The organism is Dactylosporangium sp. NPDC050688 (assembly GCF_040654515.1).
In the GTDB taxonomy this organism is placed as follows: domain Bacteria; phylum Actinomycetota; class Actinomycetes; order Mycobacteriales; family Micromonosporaceae; genus Dactylosporangium.
Map to the genome: position 1 here is coordinate 54,269 of NZ_JBFAIC010000026.1, position 21,457 is coordinate 75,725.

Genomic DNA, 21,457 nt, shown 5'->3' on the forward strand with positions numbered 1-21,457 from the left:
CGGCGGGGTCTGTGCCGATCTTCACGCGGGCTTGCTGGTCCAGACGGCTTTCTTGGCGGCGGTGTACAGCACGGCCGACCCGGCGTCCTGGACCAGCAGGTACGTGGCGGCCTTGCCGGACGTCTTCGTGCTCCACAGCGCGGTGCCCTTGGCGTCGTAGACCACCAGGTTGCCGTCGGTCTGCATCCGGGTCGACGCGCCGGGGTGCCCGCTGGTGCCGCTGCTCCACACGACGGTCTTCGCCGAGTTGCGCAGCACCAGGTTGCCGTCGGGCTGCTGCAGCAGCGTGTAGCCGCCCTTCGGCGCCGTCCGGGACTGCCCGGCGAGCAGCCGCTGCCCGACGGTCACCTTGCTCACGCCGTCGGTCGTGGTGCCCCACAGGACCTTCCCGCCGGCGGTGAGCACGACGTTGCCGTCGGCGTTGACCACCGCCGCCGCGCCTGCGGTGCCGTACGTGCCCGACGACCACAGCGGCTGCTTGCCGGTCCCGTACACGACGAGGTTGCCGTCGTTCTGCATCTGCGTCGACGCCCCGGCGTGGCCGCTGGTCTGCGCGCTCCAGATGACCTTCTTGTCGGCGTTGACCACCACGAGGTTGCCGTCGGCGTACTGGGCGAGCGTGAACCGCCCGTCGGCGCTGCGCCGCTGCTGCCCGGCGATCAGCGCCTGCCCGGGGTACAGCTGCCCGTGCTCCGTCTGGCTCGACCACACCTCCTGCCTGCCGGACTGCACCACCACGGCCGTGCCGTCGTCGTGCACCTCCAGCAGCGTCCCCTTGCCACCGGTGGCGCTGCGCCACAGGACGGCGCCGCTCTTGCCGTACACGACGAAATCACCGTCACGGTTGAAGCTGGCGTACGCACCGGAGTTCCCCGGCGTCTGCGACGACCACCGGACCTGCTTCGCCTCGTCGGCGAGGACCAGGTTGCCGTCCGGCTGCTGGGTAAGCGTGTACCTGCCGTTCGGCGACCGCAACGCCTGCCCGGCGCTGAGCCGGAAGCCGGGCTTCAGCTGGGCGGGTGGCACCGAGGCGCTGGGCAGGGGCGAGGCGGCGTCCCGCTCCCCGTCGGGTGCGGCGGAGCCGCCGGTGGCCTCGTCGCCCGCCCTGGACGGATCGGCGTCCTGCGCCGCGACCGGCGGCGTGCTGCCACCGGACCCGGAAAGCTTGACGGCGGCGACGGTGCCGAGCACGACGAGCAGGGTGAGCCCGGCGGCGGCGAGGATCAACCCCAGCCGCCCGCGTCGCGGCGGGGGAGCGTCAGCCATGAACGGCGGCGCCGGCGTACCTGGCGCGACGTCGCCGAAGACCGCCGGCGGTCCCGACACGGGCGGCGCCGACACCTGCATCGGCACGGGCGCCGGCAACGGCGCGGCCATTGCCACAGACGCCGGTGCCACAGACGCCGGCGAGGCGGGAGCAGACGGCGCGGTCGGCGGGACGGGCGGTGCGGCGGGAGGCATCAGGGCCGGTGGCGTCACCGGCGGTGCGGCGAGGCTCGCGGCTGGACCGTACGACACCGGCGGCATCCCTGACGGCACCACCATCCGATGCTCGGCGGTGCGCTCGTCGGGATCGGTCTCATTCCATATCTCGCCCGGCACCGCACCGGAGCCCCCGGGCGGCGCAGCCCAGCCGGGCTGCCCCTGGTCGCCGGCCGGCCCGAACCGGGCGGGCGGAGGCCACCCGTCGCCGTTCGCCCCCATGTCACCAGCCTCCCGATACGGCATGGCCGGGAGCCGCCCCCCGTGAGCTGCCCCCGCAACACGCCACCGATCGAGAACCGTAACGCTTCTCCAGTGCCCGCTCCACCCCGCCCCCGCTCAGGTGACCGGACCGAAGTGTCGCGGCACCGGGTTCTGGACGGGTGGTGACAGACTGAGGCGATGAGGGTACGCCGCGCGCTCATGGTCCTGTGCACGGTGCTGGTCGCCGGTGGGATCTGGTTGATGACGGCGGGCCCTGAGGTCAGTGCCCGTCTGGTCAACAACGCCGCGGTCGTGGGGACCGTGATCGGCATCGCGGCGCTGTTCGCCGGGATCGCCGCGTTGCCGCGGTCGCACGATCGCGAAGCCGGCGTGCTGACGCTGCCTGCGGTGCTGAGCGCCGAGCAGGAGCGGGAGGCCGTCGACCAGATCGCGCGGGAGATGTCGTGGGTGTGGCGGCAGCAGGCGCAGCTGCGCGGCCTGCGTCAGGTGGCGGCACCGGTCGTGGTGCGGTGGCGGTGGGCAAGCCTGGATGTGGCCGCGCCGCCGGAGGACTTCCGTCGCGACGCGCCCGGACTGCGTACCGAAGGCACCGCCGGGGAACTCGGCGCGGGGCTCTATCAGCCGCTGCCGGCCGACATCCGGATCGTGGTGCTGGGGCAGCCGGGCGCCGGCAAGACCGGGGCGCTGCTCACGCTGCTGCTCGACGCGCTCGCCGCCCGGCAGGCCGACAGGGCGCAGCCGGTGCCTGTGCTGCTGTCCCTCGGCGGCTGGGACCCTGCCACGCCGCTGCTGCAGTGGGCGGCGACGACGATCGCCCGCGACTACGGCACGGCGGTGCGCGGCACCGGTCCGGTGCGGGTGATGGCCGAGCTGCTGCGCCGCGAACGCATCGCCCTGTTCCTCGACGGCCTGGACGAGCTGCCGGAGCGCTCACGCGGCGCGGCGCTGCGGGCGATCGACGACCAGGCCGTCGGCCTGCGGGTCGTGCTGACGAGCCGGCCGGACGAGTACGCGGCGGCGCTGGACGACGGCCAGCTCGGCGCGGCCGCGGTCGTCGAGCTGCTGCCCACCGACCCCGCGTCCGTCGAGGGCTTCCTCGTCACCGGGCGGATCGGGCCGCGCCGCGCCGCGTGGCAGGCGGTCGCCACGTACCTGCGCGACCACCCCGGCAGCGTGGCGGCGACAGCGCTGAACACGCCGCTGGCGCTGGCGCTGGCCAGGCAGACGTACGCGGCCGACGGCGACCCGACGGAGCTGATCGCCGAAGACCGGTTCCCGGACGAGCGGGCCCTGCTGCGGCACCTGATCGGCAGGTTTGTCGACCAGGCGTACCCGGACCGGGACGCCCGCGACGACGCGCTGTTCTGGCTGTCCTGGATCGCCCGGCGGGTGGACCGGCATCCCGACGTCGCGTGGTGGAGGATCCCGCAGTGGCTGCGCAACCGCGGGCACGGCGTGTTCTACGGCCTCGCCGCCGGGCTGGCCGCGGGTCTGCTGGTCACGGTGATCACCGCCGCGTTGGACTGGCCCGGGCGCACGGTGCCCTTGACCGCGGCGGTCAACACCGGGCTGCTGGTCGGCCTCGTCGTCGCCGTGACGGCCGGCTCGGCGGTCACCGCCGTGGTGTCCGACCCGCGGCTGCTGCGGATGCCGGCGGCCGGCCCGCCCCGCGGGGCACCGGATCCGCCGCCCCGGCAGGCGGCGCCGGTGCACGGCCCGCGCGTCTTCGTCGCGCAGCGGCCCGGCCTGCACACATTCACGGCGATCGGGGACGCCCTGGGCGATGCCGCCAGGGTCGCGTGGACGGTGGCGTGGATCCTGGCGCTGACCGCGGCGATCGGGTTCGCCTTCGCCGGGTTCGGGCAGGGCGTGGTGAACGCTGTCATGTACGGCGTCGCGGCCGGCGTCGTCGCGCTCCCGGCGGCCTTCGTGGCGACGGTGCTCGCGGCGACCGTGGTCAACCTGTCCACCCGCTCGCTGACCGACTCGTCCGCCACGACGCCGGACCACAGCTACGCGGGTGACCGGGCGGTCAACGCCGTATACGCCACGCTGGTCGTGGCGGCGGGTGCGACGCTGACCGCGGGGCTGCTCGCCGCCGGCTGGCTGGGCCACCTTCCGGGGCTGGACTGGCTGGGGCTCGACGGGCGCTTCGTGACCTGGCTGCTGCTCACGGTCGGCGTCGGCGGCGGGGTCACGGCGGCGCTCGCCATGGGCCTGGCGACCCGGGCCGTCCCGGCGCTGAAGTTCGCCGAGCTGGTGCTGTGGCTGCGGCACGGCCGCCGCCCGCACTTCCGCTCGCTGCTGGACACCGCGCTGGACCGGCAGGTCGTGCGGCAGGCCGGCGCGGTCTACCAGTTCCGCCACGCCACGATCCGGGACTACCTGGCCGGCCTGCGGGTCGAACCCGTCCGCTGGCTGGAGCTGCGATGGCTGCGCCCGGCGGTGCTGTGGACCGTCGCGGTGGCGCTCGCCGCCGCCGTCGTGGCGTCCGCGATCGCCGTGCGCGGCAAGCCGTTCCTCGCGCTGCCCGGCTTCGTCGACGAGGTCACCGCGCTCGCCGTCGCGCCGGACGGCACCATCGCCGCCGGCGGTGACGACGGCGCCGTCCGCATCGTCGACGCCACCGGCGCGACGGTGCGCACGCTGACCGGCCACACCGGCCGGGTCATCAGCATCGCCTTCGCGGGCGACGGCGCCACCCTCGCCAGCCGCGGCAGGGACGGCACCGCGCGGATCTGGGACGCCGCGACCGGCGGCGCGCTGCGGACCCTGACCGTGGCCGACCCCGACAGCAACGGCCGGCTGGTGTATTCGCCGGACAGCCGGCTGCTGGCGGTGACCGGCGGGCGGTCGGTGCGGCTGTGGAACCCGTCGACCGGCGAGCCCGTGGCGACGCTTGCGAAGCAGAAGGAGACGATCGTCGATGTCTGGTTCATCGACGGCGGCCGGACCCTGATCACCACCGACCCGACATCCACGACCAGATCGTGGCGGGTCGGCGACGGCAGCCAGGCCGGGGAACCATCGCACGCGGGGGTGATCGCCGTGTCCGGCACCGGCGCCAGGATGATCGTCTCTGCCGACGGCGGGCCAGGGGTGCTGGAGACCGCCACCGGCGAGACCCACCTCCTGGAGTATGACTACGGTGCCTTCGACTTCGTGCCGGTGGTCCTGGCGCTGTCGGCCGACGGCGCACTGGCGGCCGGTGTCCAGGGCCGCACCGGGTGGCTGTGGGACGGCGCCACCGGGCGGCGGCGGCACCGGCTCGCCGATCCGGGCCCCGGCCAGCCGACCGGCCTGACGTTCGCCCCTGACGGCCGGACGGTGCTGGCCGCGCTCGACCAGCGGGTAGTGCAGTGGCGCACCGACACCGGTGAGCTCCAGCGCACCGTGTGCCTGGCCCGCACGTACCGGACGGACTCCCGTTACATCGGTTGCCGTTGACCCGGCGCCGCCGCCCACGGCAGGCCGACCCGCTCGGCCCCAACGAATTGCCGTCACCACTGGCGGCGGACGGTGGCCTTCGGGCCGGTCACCAGGGTCCCCGCCGGGACGTCGTCGGCGACCACCGCGCCGGCGGCGATGACGGCGTCGCGGCCGATGGTGACGCCGGGCAGGATCGTCGCGCCGGCGCCGATCCACACGTTGCCGGCCACGTCGATGGGCGCGCCGGTGAGCCACTCGCGGCGCGGTGCGGGGTCGACCGGGTGCCCGACGGTGATGAACGTGGCCTTCGGGCCGACCATCACGCGTTCGCCGAGGCGGATGCCGGCGTAGTCCAGGAACGTGCAGTTCTGGTTGATGAACACCCGCTCGGCGAGCTCCAGCCGTAGCCCGTGGTCGGTGTAGAACGGTGGGTAGATGGTGACGTTCGGCGGCAGCGGCCGGCCGAGGATCCGGGCGAAGAGCTCCGCCTTGCCCGCTTCGTCGTCGAACGGCAGCACGTTCAGGCGGGACGTGAGCTCGGTGACCCGCAGCACCCGCTCGGACATCGCCCGGAACTCAGGGCTGTGGATGCGGATCAGGTGGTCACCGGTCACGTCGGGTTTCTCCTGGTGGTGTGGTCGTCGAGTGGTACGGGCGCGCCGGTACACCGTAGATGCGCACCACCGGCGGTTGGGGCCGGCCGGCGCATTGTGGAGCGCCCCGCGAGCGCTGATGATGGTCGCGACATAGACCATTGTCGAAGGGATGGACATGATCCGTCGCATGCTGCTCGCCCTGCTGGCCACCGGCGCCGTGCTCGCCGGGGCCGCCACCCCCGCCCGGCGGCGACCTGCTCATCGTGTTCGCGTACTACGCCGACGCCGGCAAGACCCAGCTCATCGGGCAGTCGTGGACCGGCTGCGGCCAGCCCGCCGGCAGCTGGGGCGTGACGTCCGGCATCAGGCAGGTGTTCTTCACCCCCTGCTGACGGCCGACGGGCCGGTGCCGATCGCGACGTTCGGCAGCGGTGCGCGGAGGACCGGCCATTCATGGACGGCGGTCGGCCAGGAATCGGGTGGCAGCCTTGTCACCCACCGTGGTGCCGCATAGGAATTGCTGTATGCGCGTTCCATTGCCGGGCGCTGCCGACCGCCATGGCGGGCTGCCGCACGCGGGCGAGCTGTTCACCGACCGGGAGTCCGAGTCGCAGGCGTTCACCTCGACGCTCGCCCGCTTCCGCCGGCTGCTCGACCAGGACAGCGACGTCGAGACCGCCCGCCACAACGTCCTGACGTTCTACGGGCTCGGCGGCATCGGCAAGACCGCCCTGTCCGAGCGCCTCGAGGCATGGGTCAACCACGACCTGCCGCTCGTCGACGGCTGGGGTCCGCCGCCCGCGACGAAGGTCGCCGCGACCGCCCGGCGGCCTGGCCGAACGGCGGCTCCCGTACGCGGCGGGACGTGCCTAGAGTCTGCTCATGTCGCTGGCGCGGGACCGGTTCGTCGGCACCGTTGCCGCCGTGGTCGCACTGGTGGCCACGGTGACGCAGAAGTTCGTGCTGCAGCCGCTGCTGTGGCGGGTCGAGCCGACGGCGCTCGCGTTCTCGGTCGGCATGCTGGCATTCGTGCTGGCCCTGGCCGGCCCGGTCGGCGGCTACCTGTGGCTGACCCGCCCACCGCGCCGCCGGCCGGCGACGTTCGAGCTCGCCCCGGCCGGGCAGGCGTTCGTTGTGCCGCCGAAGCACACGGTGCGGGGCTGCTGGTCGATCGTGATGATGTGGCAGGCGGGGAATCTGATCCCGTACGAGCGGGTGCCGGACACCGACCAGATCCGCCTGTCGACGGTGCCCGGCGTCGTTCCCGTCTTCGTAGCGCTCGCCGCCGTGCTGGCGGTGCTCGCGGTCGTCGGGCTGTGGCTGCCCGGTGAGTCGCTCGTGCTGACCCCGGCGGGCGTCACCGTGCGCCCGGCGCTGGGCCGTGCCCGGGACCTCCGGTGGGAGGCCCTGCTGCCCGGCGGGCCGCACCCGGGCGGTCGTCTGGCCATGCGGCTGTTGTACCGGACGCCGGACGGGCGCACGAAACACCTCGACGTCCCGCTCATCCACCTCGACGTCGACCGCGTCTTCGTCGCGACGGTGGTACGCCACTACGCCGACCATCCGGAGCGCCGCCACGCCATCGGTACGCAGCAGGAGCGGGAGCGACTCCGGTCCGCCTACACCGTCTGGCGTGCCCGGCCGGTCGCGGTGGCCCGGCCGGCGACCTGACCCGCCCGCCGCGCGGCGGCATACGCTTGCCTGGTCGGACCGCGACGCGCTGCCGGCCTTCCCACCGTGCCGCCGTCATGAGCGGTTCGAAGGCTGTACGCGAGGTGGGCCAGCTCCTGCACGCCGAGACGTCCGCGATCATCCGCCACGACCCGGACAGCGCGGCCCCCACGGTGCACACCGCCGACCTCGCCGGGCTGGCCATCACCAACCAGCAGGCCCGCGCCGACCTGACCGCGGCCAGCGCCCGCATCGTCGAGGCGGGCGACCAGACCCGCCGCAGGCTCGAACGCGACCTGCACGACGGCACCCAGCAGCCGCCCGGGTCATGGCACGACCTTGACGTTCAAGATTCCCGTCGGTACCGCTGCCGCCGTCGACCCATCATGAGGAGCTGATCGGGTCAGCGGGGTCGCGCAGGCCGACGGGATTGTCGGCATACATGAAAGTCGCTAATGTACGCCCGTCGCAAAAGCGACACGACGATGACGGGGGTCAGATGCGCACTGTGCGCAGGCTGGGCGTCGTCCTCGGAGCGGTCTCCCTCACCCTCGCTGGTCTGCCTGGGATTGCCAGTGCCGCAGCGCCGACCGCTCCGTACGACGCCTTCACCATGAACGGGACCTGGAGCAACAGCTTCACTCCCGACAACGCCACTCTCACGCTGACCATGCGGGGCGAAGAGGGCTTCTACATCACCGCACGGGCAGCCAGTGGCGACAACTACAGCGTGAACGTGGCGGCGGCGACCGGCCAGCAACTGGCGGTCGGCACCTACCCGACCACGCGGATGGGCGACGCCACCCACTACTCGCTGGATGTCAGCGGGCAGGGGTCCGGCTGCAACACCAGTGAAGGCTCGGTGACGATCCACGAGATCACGCGGGATCCGAGCACACACGCCGTCGCCACCATCGCGGCCACCTACCACCAGCAGACCTGCATGGAGCTCTTCGGCGAGATCCGATGGCACTCCAACCGCGGGTACGCCGAGGTCACCCAGGTGCCGACCTGGGGCGGCTTCGGCACGGTGGGCCTCGGCCACGCCGTCACCAAGACGGTGACCTTCACCTCGACCGGCAGCCGGCCGATCGAGCTGCAGGCGCCGACGATCGACGGCACCGGCGCGGCCGCATTCAAGGTCACCGGTGACACCTGTGCCGGCACGGCGCTGTCGTACGGCCAGACCTGCACGGTGACCCTGCAAGCGGGTCCGACGAAGATCGGCGATGCGTTCGCGAAGCTGACGATGGTCGACAACAGCGACCTCGGCGAGCGCAGCTTCCCCCTCTCCATCACCGGGCGGCTCGGCGCGGAAGGCACCTACCAGCCGATGACGCCGTCGCGGATCCTCGACACCCGGGAAGGCAACGGCGCGCCGAGGGCCCCGCTCGGCCCGAACCAGACGCTGCACCTGCAGGTGAGCGGTCGTGGTGGGGTACCGCAGGGCAGCATCTCCGCGGTCGTCCTCAACGTCACAGTGGTCTCGCCGACCTCGGCCGGCTATCTCACCGTCTTCCCGACCGGCATCGCACGGCCTCTCGCCTCCAACCTGAACTACCAGGCAGGCTGGGTCGGGGCCAACTCGGTGACGGTGCCGATGGGCGCCGGTGGCCAGGTCGACATCTACAACCCCGGTGGCAATGTCAACGTGGTCGCCGACGTCCTCGGCTACTACTACGGCTACGACCAGAGCCAGAATGACTATCCCGCAGGTCAGTACTGGCGCACCGTCCCGGAACGCATCCTGGACAGTCGTGATCCGGGCTTCGGCGGACCGTTCGGTGGCTTCGAGTGGATCCGGTTGCCGGTCAGCTACGGCGCCCAGTTCGACCCGCACATCCGGGCGCTCGCGGTCAACATCACGGCGGTCAATCCGACCCAGGGCGGGTACATCACCACCTGGAGCGGCTACGGCGGCCTGCCGACCGCGTCCACGCTCAACTTCACGCCGAACTCGATCGTGCCCAACTTCGCGATCGTACCGACGTCGATGTGCTTCTACGAGTGCAGCGGCAACGGCAACGTCGGCTACCCGTCCATCGGTGTGGCCAACATGTCCAGCGGGAACACGCACATCATCGTGGACATCTTCGGGTTCTACGACGACGGGCAGGTCCCCGGGGGCCTGCGGTTCCACCCGATGACCCCGACGCGGATCGTCGACACCCGCGACGGGCTCGGTGCCGGCACCTTCACCGGCGGTGGCACGCAGACGGTCAACGCACCGGCGTCCGTCGCCGGCGACTACACCGTCGCCCTGGTCTCGAACGTGACCGGCGTCAACCCGTCGAACTCGACGTACCTGAGCCTGTGGGCCAACGGTGCGGCGCAGCCGACGGTGAGCAACCTCAACCTGGTCCGCAACGACCTCAAGTCGAACGCCGCGGTCATCGGCGTCGGCGGGCACAACGACTTCAACATCTTCAACGCCGCTTGGAGAGTCGATGTCGTGGTCGACGTGTCCGGCACGTTCGAGTTCATCCCCGGCTCGGCAGGCGCCTCGGTCCAGGCCAACGGGGTGCAACAGCCCCCCGCGCCGCTGACCGGGACGTCCGTGGGCACACCGCAGAAGTACAAGGTCAAGTAGTTCGTCGACATGACCAGGCGGCGTCATCGGGCTGACCGGCCCGATGACGCCGCTTCTCGTTGGCCGGAGTATCGGATCCGGCGGCCGGCGGTCCTCGGCACCGGCGTCGAGGACCGCCTGGACCTGGGCCGGGTCGTCACGCAGGACCCTTGCGGCGGACACCCTGCGAGACCCTTCACCTGACCGCCGGCAAGGCGCCCGTACCCGCCGCGGATCCGCGCACCGCCGGGCCAAGGCAGGCACCACCGCGCCGGCCGAACCGGCGCGGGCAGCCCGGACCACGGGCAGCCCGGACCGGCGCGGGCCGGCCGGATCGCGGGCAACACGGCTGGGCAAGGGCGAATCACGGCGCTCGACATGAGCCGATCACCGTCCGGCGGGCGCGGGTCGTGCGCTCACCGCCGTGCCCCCGGTGATCCAAGGACGGAAATGGCCACCCCAATGACCACCCGACGACTTCGATCATCGGGCGGCGGCGAGCGCCGACAACCGAACGGGATCAAGGCAGGCGCCGGCCGGCGAGGCCGGCCGGATCGCGGGCAACGCGGCTGGGCAAGGGCGAATCACGGCGTTCGACATGAGCCGATCACCGTCCAGCGGGCGCGGGTCGTGCGCCAGCCGCCGTGCCCCGTGATCCACGGACAGAAATGGCCCGGACGGCCACCCGAGTAACTATTCAGGTGGTCGGCGTGTCTGATCGATGGTGATGGTTGGTTGTAGGACGATCGTGGGGGTGTCGGAGCCTGTGATGCCTGTCGATCTGGCGGGGTTGGTGGCTGCGCAGGCTGTGGTGATTGCTGAGCAGGCGGCGACGATTGAGGCGTTGCGGGCTGAGGTCGCGCAGTTGCGGCGCCGGTTGGGGTTGGGCTCGTCGAACTCGTCGAAGCCGCCGGCATCTGATGGGGTGTCGCCGCGGCCGGGACGTGGCTGCTGGTCGGGCATCATCTGCCGGTCGCCCGGTACGCGCAGATCCTGACGATGCTGCTCGGGGCACCGGTGTCGGCCGGGTGGCTGGTCGGGCAGCCCGCGCTCACCGCGGGTGGGCTGGGACCGTTCCACGAACGGGTCGCCGCCGCCGTGCGCTGCAGCGGCGTGGTCCACTTCGACGAGACAGGGCTGCGCGTCGCGGGACGCCTGCGCTGGCTGCACGTGGCGTGTACCCCGCTGCTGACGGTCCACGCCGGGCACCGCCGCCGGCCCGCCGGCCGGCCGATGCCGCTCTTTCGCGGCGGGTGGTCAGTCGCGGCGGCGGGCCGCGGCGCGGCAGGCGTCGAGGATGTCGGGGCGCAGCAGGTGGCCGAAGCCTGCCCGGTCCAGCCGCAGCACCAGGTCGCGCCGGTCGGTGCCCAGGGCCGCGGCGGTCGCGTCCAGGTCCCAGCCGGTCGCGGCGAGCCGGGACAGCAGGTGCCCGCGGCGGGTCTGGGCCGCCGACAGCCGGAACGTCTTGAGGTACGCGACGGTGCCGTCCTCGTCCGTGATGACCTCGCCGATGTGGTTGTCCGTCGCCGGATCGAACGGGGGCAGGAAGCGCGACAGCGTGTAGCGGCCCATGCGGTACACCGGCCGGCTCGTCCCGGACGCCACCGTGAGCATGGTGTCGTCGTGGAACGCCGCCCATCCGGCCGCCGCTCGGGTCAGCTGTGCCTGCAGGTCGTCCACGGTGGACACCGCGGCGGCGTCCAGCGGCTGGTGGAGGTCCGGCACGTCCGGGAACAGCGAGGCGTACTGGTACAGCAGCTCGCCGTAGAAGTCGCGCAGCAGGGTCGGGTGCAGGGCCCGGTAGTCGTCGGGGTGCGGCACGACGAACACGGCGGCGAGCGCGTCGGCGAGGTACAGCACCACGCCGCACTGCGTGGGGTGGATCTCGAAGATACGCAGGGCGTCGTCGAGGCCGGTGATCGCCGCGCCCGCGTAGGCCTCCTCGACCCGCGGTGACAGGCCCTGGGTGACGGCCCGGTGGGTCCACTCCTGCCAGGCGATCGGCGGCCCGCCGAACTGCAGGTCCAGGAAGCCCTCCAGGGCCAGGTGCAGCGGCAGGAACCGCAGGCGGCGGCGGTCCTCGCGGCGGGCCATGCGGCGGCGGAACCGCAGCCCGATCGCCCGTGGCAGGCCCGGCTCGCGCGGGTCGACGAGCTGGGTGCCGTACGCGGCCGCGGGCGAGCCGTCCGCGGTCCACGTCGCGACGAATGCGTGCGGCACGTAGGCGACGTACGCCTCCCGCGCCGAAAGCTCCACGATGGACAGTTCGTCCTCGTCGTGCAGGCGGGCGTGCAGCCGCAGCCCGGTGATCGGGGCGGCGCGCAGCAACGGCACGAGCCGGACCGCGCCCCACGTCTGGGCGGGGCCGGTCCGCAGGCCGGTGATCATCGCAGAAACCCTTCCACCAGGTCGTCGAGGTACGCGCGCAGCCGCGCGAAGGTCGTGGTGCCGGTGGAGAACCGGGCCAGCTCGACCAGGGCGGGCGCGTCCTCGGCGTCGCGGATCCCAACCGTCGGCACCGACGGGGCGAGCCGGCGCACGTCGAACGCGTCGGCGTCGTACACCGGGTTGAGGTGCACGATCGAGGTCCGCCCCTCGGGGTCGAGGCGCTCGCGCCACACCCGCAGCACCTCCGCGGCCTGCCCGGGCGGCGCGTTGTCCCAGCCGTCGGAGACCACGACGAGCCGGTCGGGGCGCAGCCGCAGCCCGTCGAGGAGCCGCTGCCCGAGCGGCGTCGCGCCGATCGGGTGCACCAGCAGCGGGTCGCCGGTGTGCGTGAGCCACACCGGATGGTGCCGGGTGGCCAGAGCCTCCAGCAGGTAGTGCATGGCGAGTGCGACGGCGAGGGGGCGGCGGCGCTTCACGCCGGAGCCGGATGCGGAGTAGCTGTCGTCGAGCACGGCGACGACGGTGCCCCAGGTGCCCGCCCGGCTGCCGGCGGCGCGCTGGGCGGCCGCGCGCAGCGCCGCGGTCAGCTCGTCGCGGCGGCGGGCCCGCTCCGGCCGGGGCAGCGACAGCACGTATCCGGCGAGGCGGGTCAGCGGGGTCCGATGCAGGTCCACGCCGACGCCGGTGGCGCGCTGCAGGCGCAGCCGCTCCAGCCCGGTCAGCTGCCCGCCGGCGCGGGCCAGCAGCCGGGCCCGGTCGATGCGGTGCCGGGCGGCGAAGCCCTCCGCGACCGTGTACGGCAGCTCGAAGACGGCACGCTGGTCGTAGTGCGCGCGCCGCCACGTCTCCAGGATCGGTGTGGCGTAGCGCTTGGGCCGCCGCCAGTCGAACAGCATGGTGCCGACCTCCTCGGGCAGCCGCAGGTGGGCGTGGCGGGCGGCGCCGGCAAGGTGGCGGCGGTACTTGACGGCGTCGAAGGCGAGGTCCGGCCGGGCCGCGACCCAGTCCCGCACGATCGCGCGGGTGCGCCGGTTGTTGACGCCCTCCGCCCGCAGGGTGCGCAGCAGGCGGTACACGCGCTGCGGCGGCAACGACCGGAGCCTCGCCGCGATCAGCGCGCCCTCCAGCTTGCGCCGCGGCAGGGGCATGTCACGCGCGGTGCGCAGCAGGTTGAGCACGACGAGCCCGGCGTTGAAGTCGTTGACGTCCAGCGCCAGCGTGGCGGCGTAGAGCTCGCGGTAGTTGACCAGCACGTACTCGTGCAGGAACGCCAGGGACAGGCACTGCTCGGCGGCGCCGGCGTGGAACTCCCGCTGCCCGGTGGACGTGACCGCGGCGTTGACGAACATGACGACGTCCTCGCACGCGACCCGCTCGGCCAGCCCCGCAAGCTCCACGGGCCACCCACCTTCCGTCTGGGGGCCGGTCGGGGAGCTCGACGCGCGAACTGCGAAGCATCGCTTCAGAGGCGGGTTCCGGAAGTCGCACGGACAGTCCCGCGACCGGCCGCCGCCAGCATATCCGCGCCGCCATCGACCCGCATCCGCCTTTATAACGATGTATACAACGTCGTAGAAGTGATGCACGAGACCGCCGGCTCGTGCCCTCACCGCCGCGCTTGCCGCCGGGCCCGGCGCCCCGCATCGGCCTGGTCTCGCACGGCGGCAGCGACCCGCAGGCGACCGCCCTGTCCGACTATTTCCGCGTGTACCAGCTCCGCTGAGCGGCACCCGGCCCCCGGCCCGGCGCGAACCGGTCCTGTTCACGGGCGCCGTCTCGGTCCTGGGCCGGGGGCGGCACCTCGCCGCCGGCGCCGTCCGTCAGGAACGGGCGGCGCGCGGATGCGGGGGGATGGCGGGTGACAGGGGTGCGAACGCCCTGCGGTTACTGGGCGGCCGGCGGGTCGGCGGACTCCGCGCCCGGCTGCCATTTCAGCGTGACCTCGAAGCTGCCCTCGGTCGCGGCCTTGGCCACCAGCCAGTCCATCTTCCCGGTGACCTTGACCCCGAACTTGACCTCGACCTCGCTCGGCCCGTGCGCCTTCACCTGGTCGAGGACCTCGCGAGCGGCTCGGACCGCCGGGGCGACCGCCTCCCGGATCCGCCCCACCACCCGGTCCGTCGACGCCTCCGCGAACCCGTCCAGCGGCTCGACCTCGAACAACACCACCGCACCGTCGTCCAGCGTGTACCGGACCACTTCGGCCATCGACGACTCCTTCTGCCGGACGGGCGCCGACACGCCCCGGACGGGTGATCGTATCGACTCCAGGCGTCGCCATACATAATTCTCGCAGCGACAGTTCTGAATGTATGGGAGGTGTCACCATCGCGGGTGAAACCCCGTCCTTCCGGCCACGCGAAGCGCCGTGGGCGGCGGCGGTGTACGCCGCCACCAATGAGCGGCAGGCGCTGGGCGCCGGCGTCGTCATCGACGCGCAGCGCATCCTGACCTGCAAGCACGTGGTGCAGGACGCGATCGCGGCGAAGTCACCGCTGTGGGTCGCGTTCCCGAAGGCCGGCGTGGCCCGGCACGTGCGGCGCGTCGTCGCCGAGGTCCGCGTCGCCGACGCCGACGATCTGGCGATCCTCGTGCTCACCGAACCTGTCCCGGCGCAGGTGACGCCCGCGCCGCTGCGCAGCCCGCAGGCCGCCGACCTGGTCGACGAGCGGTGGTGGGCGTTCGGTTTCCCGGCCGACTCCGACCACGGCGCCGACGCGCACGGCACCGTCGGCACCGACCTCGCGTACGGCTGGGTGCTGCTGCACACCGAGTCCAGGTACCCGGTCCGGCCCGGGTTCAGCGGCGGCGGGCTGTGGTCCGCCCGGTACGGTGCCGTCGTCGCGCTCGTCGGCCAGGTCCGCCGCGGCGGCGACCGGCAGGGCGACGCGCTGGCCCTGACCCTGCACCAGGCGATCGCCGAACTGCCGGACGAAGGTCTCGCCGCGCTCACCGCGTGGACGCTGAACGCGGCCAGCGAGTCCGCGCTCGCCGCGTGGGGATGGTCGTTGGACACCGACGCCGAGGCGGTGCGGCACTGGCGCCCCCGCGGGCGCGGCGTGTCGGTGGACAGCGAGGGCGGCTACCGGTTCCGCGGGCGCACGGCGGCACTCGAGCGGGTCGTGGCGTGGCTCGACCGGCCGGTGCCGGATCGGCGGGTCCTCGTCGTTACCGGCTCACCCGGCGTCGGCAAGTCCGCGGTGCTGGGCCGGGTCGTCACCACGGCCAACGCCGGGATCGTCGCCGCGCTGCCGGCAGACGACCGCAACGTGCGGGCGACGCTCGGCTCGATCGCCTGCGCCGTGCACGCCAAGGGCAAGAGTGCCCTGGACGTCGCCGCCGAGATCGCCCGGGCCGCGTCGGCGCGGCTGCCGGAAGAGGTCGACCAGCTCGCCCCGGCGTTGCGCGAGGTGCTCGGGCAGCGGCCCGGACGGCGCTTCAACGTCGTCATCGACGCGCTCGACGAGGCGGTCGACCCGGTGCAGGCCCGCCTCATCGTCACCGCGATCGTCCTGCCGGTCGCGCAGACCTGCGCCGACGTCGGCGCGCAGCTGCTGGTCGGCACCCGCCACGCCGACGACGGCGGTGACCTGTTCGGCTCGTTCGGCTCCGCGGCGAACGTGCTCAACCTCGACGACGAGGGGTACTTCGAGGAGGAGGACCTCGCCGCGTACGCCCTCGCCACCCTGCAGCTGGTCGGGGCCGAACGGCCCGCCAACCCGTACGCCGACCCGGCGGTCGCGGCGCCGGTCGCGCGGCGCATCGCCGCCCTGGCCGACCGCAACTTCCTCATCGCCGGCCTGGTCGCCCGGGCCCACGGCCTCTACGACACCACCGCCGCGGAGCCGGCCCGCCTCGCGTTCGACGCGACCGTCGACGCTGCGCTCAACAGCTACCTGAGCCGGCTGGTCCCGGTCGCGTCGGTGCCCGCCCGGCTGGTGCTGACCGCCCTCGCCTACGCGCAGCTGCCGGGCATCTCGGCGGAGATCTGGTCGGTGGCGCTGGCATCGCTGGGCGCGCGGGTCGACCCGGACAGTCTCGTCACCTTCACCAGGTCGGCGGCGGCGAACTTCCTCATCGAGACCACGAGCGAGTCCGGTGTCCGCCAGTACCGCCTGTTCCACCAGGCGCTCAACGACGCGCTGCTCAACGAGCGGGAACGCCGGTTCGGCGGCCGGCAGACCGACGAGCGGGCGCTCACCGACGGCCTGATCGCCCTCGGGCGCCGTTCGTCGTGGCAGCACCTGGACCGCTACCTGCTGCAGTCGCTGCCGACGCACGCCGACCGGGCCGGCATCATCCACGAGCTGCTCACCGACGACGAGTACCTGCTGCACGCCGACCTGACCCGGCTGACGCCGCTGGTCGACCACGTCGCCACCGCCGAGGGACGGGCCCGGGCCCGGCTGCTGCAGCTGACCCCGCGCGCCATCCCGGCGGATCCGAGGGAACGTGCCGCGCTGTTCAGCGTGACGCAGGCCCTGGAACGCCTGGAGCACCGCTTCACCCACACCCGCGACGCGCCGTACCGGGCGGTCTGGGCATGGGTCACCTCCCGCGTCGAACGGGCCGTCCTCGACGGTCACACCGCCCCCGTGTACTGCGTGTGCCAGATCAACGTCGACGGCTCGACCCGCGTCGCCAGCGGCGGCCGCGACGGCACCGTGCGGATCTGGGAACCGGCGACCGGGCGGCAGGAGCGGGTCCTGCTCGGTCACGACGGCGCCGTCCACGCCGTCTGCCGGCTCGACGTCGACGGCTCCGTGCGGCTGGCCACCGCCGGCGAGGACCACACCGTCCGCATCTGGGACCCGGCCACCGGCCGGCAGGACCGCATCCTGACCGGGCACGACGGCGAGGTCAACGCGCTGTGCCAGGTCGTGGTCGGCGAGACCGTCTGTCTCGCCACCGGCGGCCAGGACGGCGTCGTGCGGATCTGGGACCCGGTCACCGGCCGGCTGCAGCGCAGTTTCTCCACCCACGACGGCGAGATCAACGCCCTGTGCCTGGTGCTCGTCGGCAACACCGTCCGGCTGGCCAGCGGCGGGGCCGGTCACACCGTGAAGGTGTGGGACGCCGCGACCGGCTATCTCGAGCGGGAGATGACGACGGCCGGCCGCGCCGTGTTCTCCCTGTGGCAGGTGCGGGCCGGCGACCAGGTGCTGCTCGCCGGCACCTGCGGCGATCGGCGGGTGCGGCTCTGGGACCCGGTCACCGGCGCCTACAAGCACGAGTGCTGGAGCGCGGCCGCGCCCCAGATGGCGCTGTGCCCCATCGTCCTGGACGGCCGGGTCCTGATGGCCGCCGTCAGCGACGACAGCACGGTCCGGCTGCGGCACCCGCTGACCGGCGACGTGCTACGGACCTTGAAAGGCTATGCCGGCGAGGTCAACGCGATGTGTCAGGTCACCGTCCGCGGCCGGGTGCTGCTGGCCAGCGCCAGCTCCGACCGGATGGTGCGGCTGTGGGACCCGGCGATCGGGCAGCGGCGCCCCGACCCGGCCGACCACACCGCCGGCGTCAATGCGGTGTGCCGCATCGAGCTGCCCGGCCGCACCCTGCTCGCCACCGCTGGCACCGACGGGACGGTGCGGTTCTGGAACGCGGCCACCGGCCGGCACGAGGGCGCGATCGGCAACCGCAATCCGGTCGGCGTCCGTTCCGTGTGCGAGCTCCGCACCGAAGGACAGATCCTGCTGGCCAGCGCCACCGACAACGGCACGGTCCAGGTGCGCGACCCGTTCGGCCGCGGCGAGGAGTCCTTGTTCGCCACCCACACCGGCGCGATCAACGACCTGTGCGCGATCACGCTCGACGAACGGACCCTGCTCGCCGGGGCGGGCCAGGACGGCACCATCTGGCTGTGGGACCCGGTGAGCCGCCGCGGCCTCCTCGGGCGGCGTCCCCCGTCCCGGGTCGATCGGCACAGCGTCCACAGCCGCGGGATCAGCGCGGTCGTCCCCGTCGAGGTCGACGGCCGGGAACTGCTCCTCACCGGCAGCGTCGACCGGACCGTGCGGCTCACCGACCCCGCGACCGGTGAGCTCCTGCAGACCTGCGCCGGGCACACCGGGGCGGTGAAGACGGTCATGCCGGTCACCGTCGACGGGCGGGTGCTGCTCGCCAGCGGCAGCGCCGACCGGACCGTGCGGCTGTGGGACCCGTACACCGGTCGCCAGGAAGCGGTGCTCACCGGTCACACCGACGCGGTGAACGTGGTGCTGCCGGTGCCGGTGGACGGCTACCCGTTCCTGGCCAGCGGCAGCTCCGACCGGACCGTGCGGCTGTGGGACCCGCTCATGGAGGCGACCGTGATCTCCATCCCCGTGTACCACAAGGTGCTCGCCTGCACGCAGGTGTCGAACACGCTGGCGATCGGCGTCGCCGCCGGGATCATCACGGTCAGCCTGCACGTCTGACAGAGATCACGGACCTGGCGGGGACGGTTCGAGCCACCTGACGTCTGGCCAACTCGCACCCGGGTCGTTATCTTCGTGGTCCATGACGGCTGCCGACGGAGACGCCGAACCGCTGCGGGTGCCACCGTGGCTGGCCGGCGCCGCGCCGTCCTCCGATCCGGTGGATGCTGCGGGGGTACGGCCACCGCCCGGCCCTCCGGACCCCGCCGCTGCCGCGGCCGCAGCGACGCCGCCGGTGGACCCGGCGCCTGCTCCGGCGGGCGCGGCGCCTGCCTCGCCGGACGCCGGGGCCGACTGGCCCCCGGCCACGGACCGGGACGGGTGGCACGCCGCCGGCGAGCCGTCCCAGCTGCGCGGCGTGCTCGGGCCCTGGCGGGCGCGGCTGATCGTCGCCGGGGTCGCCACGGTGCTGTCGCTGCTGTCCATCGCGCTCGTGGCGGCGCTCTTCGGCGACGACGACCCCGGGCGGCGGGCCGCTGCCCCGGGCGGCGGGCCGCTGCCCCGGCCGGCGCGCCTTCGTGGACCGGCGTGTCCATGCCCGGCCCGGTGCCGGCCGACGAGACACCGGCCTCCGCGTCGCCGGCCTCCGTCTCGCCGGCCGCCTCACCGTCGCCCGCGGCCTCACGAACCACGAGCGGCCCGCCGCGCTCGTCGACGGCGGCGGCGTTCGGGCCGGTCACCTTCGAGGCCGAGGCGCCCGGCAACGCCCTCGGCGGATCGGCGTGGGTCGACCGGTACCCGGGCGCCTCCGGCGGCTCGATCGTGCGCAACATCGGCGACTGGAGCAGCCGCGCCGGCGACGGGTTCCTGCGCTTCCAGCACATCAGCGTGCCGGTCGCGGGCACGTACACGCTGCGGCTGTTCCACGTGAACATCGACAACGAACGGACCAGGACCGCCGTGGTGACCGTCGCCGGCCAGGACCCGCAGCCGGCCACGCCCACCGGCAGCTCCACCTGCTGCACCGGCTCGACGCTCAAGGTCCAGCTCCGCAAGGGCGACAACACCATCACCGTGTCCAACCCCGACGGCCACGCACCGTCCGTCGACCGGATCGTGCTCAGCCTGCCCTGAGCTCAGCCCGGCTCGACCGGCAGCAGCGCCCAGCGGGCGTGCCCGTCGGGGGGCCTCGAGTGGTGGATGACGGCCGTGGACCAGCGCCGTGGCCGGTGCTGCGAGCAGCCGGGCCAGTGCCCGGCGACGAGCTGGCTGCGCACGCTCACCAGCAGCCCGGTGCGGCGCAGCGCGACCACGACGTGCACGTGTGCCGCCGGGCAGCCCTGGCCGAGCCGCATCAGGTCGTACAGGACGGACCGCGCCGGATGGATGAGTGCCGGCACCTGCCACACCGAGCACGCATCGGCGACGAGGCACCCGGCCAGGCTCAGCATCTCCGGCCCCGGCGCGAACCGCCGGTGCAGCCAGCGGCCGTCGGGGGGCGGTGCCCCGATCGCGACGACGGCCTCGGCGAGGTTGCGGAACTGCCGCAGTGCCGGGTCCAGCACCCTGACCCGCTCGGCGAGCAGCCCGTGGCTGCCCTGCAGCAGCAGCTGGACGTTCGCGGCCGCGGCCGCCCGGTGCAGCGCCACGAACACCGTCACCGCCTGCGGCTCGTCCAGCTCCAGGCCGGCCACGTCGACAATGACCGCGACCGGGCACTCGGCCAGGCACTTGAGGACCGCCCTGCGCAGACGGTGCCGGTTGCCTGCGGTGAGGCGGCCGGTGGCTCGTACCAGTTGCGCATCACGGACCAGGAGCGCCTCGATGGAGACGGCAAGATCTTCCAACGGTCCCTCCACTGGGCGAGTGGGCGGAGCGCCGCGGCGGGCGCCGTCCATACCCTCCTACACGCCGCGCCAAACAACATTCCCCCGGAAGAAGGACATCGATCGACGTCGAGCAGCCGAGCCGGCCGCCGCGGACGCCACGGGTTGATGGCGGCATGGACGATGAACACCTTTAGCGGCGCTTAACCCGGCCCGGGCAGCCTCGCGGCATGGCGCTGGTGAAAGTGGTGTGGCGGGGAGCCCGGCAGCTGTTCGGGCTCGTCACCGAGGGTCTCGTCGCGTACGGCGCGTTCGTGTCACCGATGCCGCTGCCCGGCATCTACCCGGCCACGGACCCGGTCCCGGCGCGGCGGCGGGCGGCCAAGCGCGGCGAGCACCGTCGCGGGCCGCACCGGTGCCCGCCCGACGGGCGCAGGCGGCGGCACTACGCGGCGTTCCGCTGCGCCGAAGCGGCCCGCAGGGCCTGACGGACACCACGGACACAGGGGCGCGGCCCGCCACGATGCGAGCCGCGCCCCTGTCCGTGTCCGCGCCGGTGGAAGGTCAGCCCTGTTTCCAGACGAGGATCAGGACCAGGTTGACCACGTACACGATGCCCAGCACCAGCGCCCACGTGAGACGGCCCGCGGCCCACAGCGCCAGGACACCGGAGCCGAACCACGCCACGTCAAGGACGAGGTGCGCCGCACCGTCGAGTTTCATCGCCGCTTTCGGTGCGCCCCACAGCGCCCAGATCACCACGAGCAGCAGCGGGCCGCCGACGCCGGCGGCGACCTTGACCAGCCCGCCGGCGTTGAGCGTGAAGCCCCAGTAGCCGACGGCGGCGAGCACCGCCAGCTCGGCCAGGAACCGCACCGCAAGGTTCACCATCTGCAGTCCAGCGAGCATCAA

The 21,457-nt window shown here is 73.4% G+C and carries 15 protein-coding genes and 2 pseudogenes; 10 read left to right on the top strand and 7 right to left on the bottom strand.

What is annotated here, in order from left to right; all coding sequences use genetic code 11:
- Positions 1-21 precede the first annotated feature (21 nt).
- Positions 22-1,266: a hypothetical protein gene (locus AB0H83_RS24505; protein WP_360098177.1), complete on the bottom strand. Its 1,245-nt coding sequence runs from the start codon at positions 1,264-1,266 to the stop codon at positions 22-24.
- Between the two features lie 618 nt (positions 1,267-1,884).
- Here AB0H83_RS24505 and AB0H83_RS24510 point away from each other — a divergent pair.
- Entirely contained in the window at positions 1,885-5,154 is a 3,270-nt protein-coding gene (locus tag AB0H83_RS24510) for a hypothetical protein (RefSeq protein WP_360098179.1), read from the top strand.
- Positions 5,155-5,207: 53 nt separating this feature from the next.
- Here the strand turns inward: AB0H83_RS24510 and AB0H83_RS24515 are convergent, their stop codons facing one another.
- Positions 5,208-5,750, bottom strand: coding sequence for a DapH/DapD/GlmU-related protein (locus tag AB0H83_RS24515; protein ID WP_360098181.1), 543 nt, complete (start codon positions 5,748-5,750; stop codon positions 5,208-5,210).
- A 245-nt stretch (positions 5,751-5,995) separates the two neighbouring features.
- On the opposite strand from AB0H83_RS24515, the gene AB0H83_RS24520 reads away from it, so the two are divergent.
- From AB0H83_RS24520 to AB0H83_RS24545, 6 genes and pseudogenes are all read left to right on the top strand, one after another.
- A complete protein-coding gene (locus AB0H83_RS24520; protein ID WP_360098183.1) occupies positions 5,996-6,124 on the top strand; it encodes a DUF6289 family protein in 129 nt (42 codons plus the stop codon).
- A 490-nt stretch (positions 6,125-6,614) separates the two neighbouring features.
- Positions 6,615-7,403: a hypothetical protein gene (locus AB0H83_RS24525; RefSeq protein ID WP_360098185.1), complete on the top strand. Its 789-nt coding sequence runs from the start codon at positions 6,615-6,617 to the stop codon at positions 7,401-7,403.
- A 77-nt stretch (positions 7,404-7,480) separates the two neighbouring features.
- Positions 7,481-7,801: a hypothetical protein gene (locus AB0H83_RS24530; protein ID WP_360098187.1), complete on the top strand. Its 321-nt coding sequence runs from the start codon at positions 7,481-7,483 to the stop codon at positions 7,799-7,801.
- A 215-nt stretch (positions 7,802-8,016) separates the two neighbouring features.
- The gene (locus tag AB0H83_RS24535) at positions 8,017-9,993 is read left to right on the top strand and encodes a hypothetical protein (RefSeq protein ID WP_360098189.1); all 1,977 of its coding nucleotides are present in this window, start codon (positions 8,017-8,019) and stop codon (positions 9,991-9,993) included.
- A gap of 820 nt (positions 9,994-10,813) precedes the next feature.
- A pseudogene (locus tag AB0H83_RS24540) lies at positions 10,814-10,894 on the top strand (DUF6444 domain-containing protein); the annotation flags it as partial.
- Positions 10,895-10,971: 77 nt separating this feature from the next.
- Positions 10,972-11,130: pseudogene (locus tag AB0H83_RS24545) on the top strand (IS66 family transposase); the annotation flags it as partial.
- Positions 11,131-11,229: 99 nt separating this feature from the next.
- Here AB0H83_RS24545 and AB0H83_RS24550 read toward each other — a convergent pair.
- The 3 genes from AB0H83_RS24550 to AB0H83_RS24560 all read right to left on the bottom strand — a co-directional run bounded on the left by AB0H83_RS24550 (position 11,230) and on the right by AB0H83_RS24560 (position 14,568).
- A complete protein-coding gene (locus AB0H83_RS24550) occupies positions 11,230-12,360 on the bottom strand; it encodes a hypothetical protein (RefSeq protein ID WP_360098191.1) in 1,131 nt (376 codons plus the stop codon).
- Positions 12,357-13,757 (bottom strand): hypothetical protein, encoded by a 1,401-nt coding sequence (locus tag AB0H83_RS24555; protein ID WP_360098193.1) that lies wholly within the window; start codon positions 13,755-13,757, stop codon positions 12,357-12,359. The genes AB0H83_RS24550 and AB0H83_RS24555 overlap by 4 nt, the downstream gene beginning before the upstream one ends.
- Before the next feature lie 487 nt (positions 13,758-14,244).
- A complete protein-coding gene (locus tag AB0H83_RS24560; protein WP_360098195.1) occupies positions 14,245-14,568 on the bottom strand; it encodes a CU044_2847 family protein in 324 nt (107 codons plus the stop codon).
- Positions 14,569-14,672: 104 nt separating this feature from the next.
- On the opposite strand from AB0H83_RS24560, the gene AB0H83_RS24565 reads away from it, so the two are divergent.
- Both AB0H83_RS24565 and AB0H83_RS24570 read left to right on the top strand, forming a co-directional pair.
- Entirely contained in the window at positions 14,673-18,779 is a 4,107-nt protein-coding gene (locus AB0H83_RS24565) for a trypsin-like peptidase domain-containing protein (RefSeq protein WP_360098197.1), read from the top strand.
- A gap of 528 nt (positions 18,780-19,307) precedes the next feature.
- A complete protein-coding gene (locus AB0H83_RS24570; protein WP_360098199.1) occupies positions 19,308-19,853 on the top strand; it encodes a hypothetical protein in 546 nt (181 codons plus the stop codon).
- Positions 19,854-19,855: 2 nt separating this feature from the next.
- On the opposite strand, the gene AB0H83_RS24575 is transcribed toward AB0H83_RS24570, so the two are convergent.
- Complete coding sequence (locus AB0H83_RS24575; protein WP_360098201.1) at positions 19,856-20,566, bottom strand: STAS domain-containing protein; 711 nt, start codon at positions 20,564-20,566, stop codon at positions 19,856-19,858.
- Positions 20,567-20,775: 209 nt separating this feature from the next.
- Between AB0H83_RS24575 and AB0H83_RS24580 the strand changes: the two genes are divergently transcribed.
- Positions 20,776-21,033: a hypothetical protein gene (locus AB0H83_RS24580; RefSeq protein WP_360098203.1), complete on the top strand. Its 258-nt coding sequence runs from the start codon at positions 20,776-20,778 to the stop codon at positions 21,031-21,033.
- Positions 21,034-21,109: 76 nt separating this feature from the next.
- Here AB0H83_RS24580 and AB0H83_RS24585 read toward each other — a convergent pair whose 3' ends face one another.
- Entirely contained in the window at positions 21,110-21,454 is a 345-nt protein-coding gene (locus AB0H83_RS24585; protein WP_360098205.1) for a YrdB family protein, read from the bottom strand.
- Positions 21,455-21,457 lie beyond the last annotated feature (3 nt).

Bases quoted from the DNA above. Each gene is read 5' to 3' on its own strand.
- AB0H83_RS24585 (WP_360098205.1), bottom strand. From the start codon at position 21,454: ATGCTCGCTGGACTGCAGATGGTGAACCTTGCGGTGCGGTTCCTGGCC.
- AB0H83_RS24525 (WP_360098185.1), top strand. From the start codon at position 6,615: ATGTCGCTGGCGCGGGACCGGTTCGTCGGCACCGTTGCCGCCGTGGTC.
- AB0H83_RS24535 (WP_360098189.1), top strand. From the start codon at position 8,017: ATGAACGGGACCTGGAGCAACAGCTTCACTCCCGACAACGCCACTCTC.
- AB0H83_RS24510 (WP_360098179.1), top strand. From the start codon at position 1,885: ATGAGGGTACGCCGCGCGCTCATGGTCCTGTGCACGGTGCTGGTCGCC.
- AB0H83_RS24565 (WP_360098197.1), top strand. From the start codon at position 14,673: ATGGGAGGTGTCACCATCGCGGGTGAAACCCCGTCCTTCCGGCCACGC.
- AB0H83_RS24560 (WP_360098195.1), bottom strand. From the start codon at position 14,568: ATGGCCGAAGTGGTCCGGTACACGCTGGACGACGGTGCGGTGGTGTTG.
- AB0H83_RS24530 (WP_360098187.1), top strand. From the start codon at position 7,481: ATGAGCGGTTCGAAGGCTGTACGCGAGGTGGGCCAGCTCCTGCACGCC.
- AB0H83_RS24550 (WP_360098191.1), bottom strand. From the start codon at position 12,360: ATGATCACCGGCCTGCGGACCGGCCCCGCCCAGACGTGGGGCGCGGTC.
- AB0H83_RS24580 (WP_360098203.1), top strand. From the start codon at position 20,776: ATGGCGCTGGTGAAAGTGGTGTGGCGGGGAGCCCGGCAGCTGTTCGGG.
- AB0H83_RS24505 (WP_360098177.1), bottom strand. From the start codon at position 1,266: ATGGCTGACGCTCCCCCGCCGCGACGCGGGCGGCTGGGGTTGATCCTC.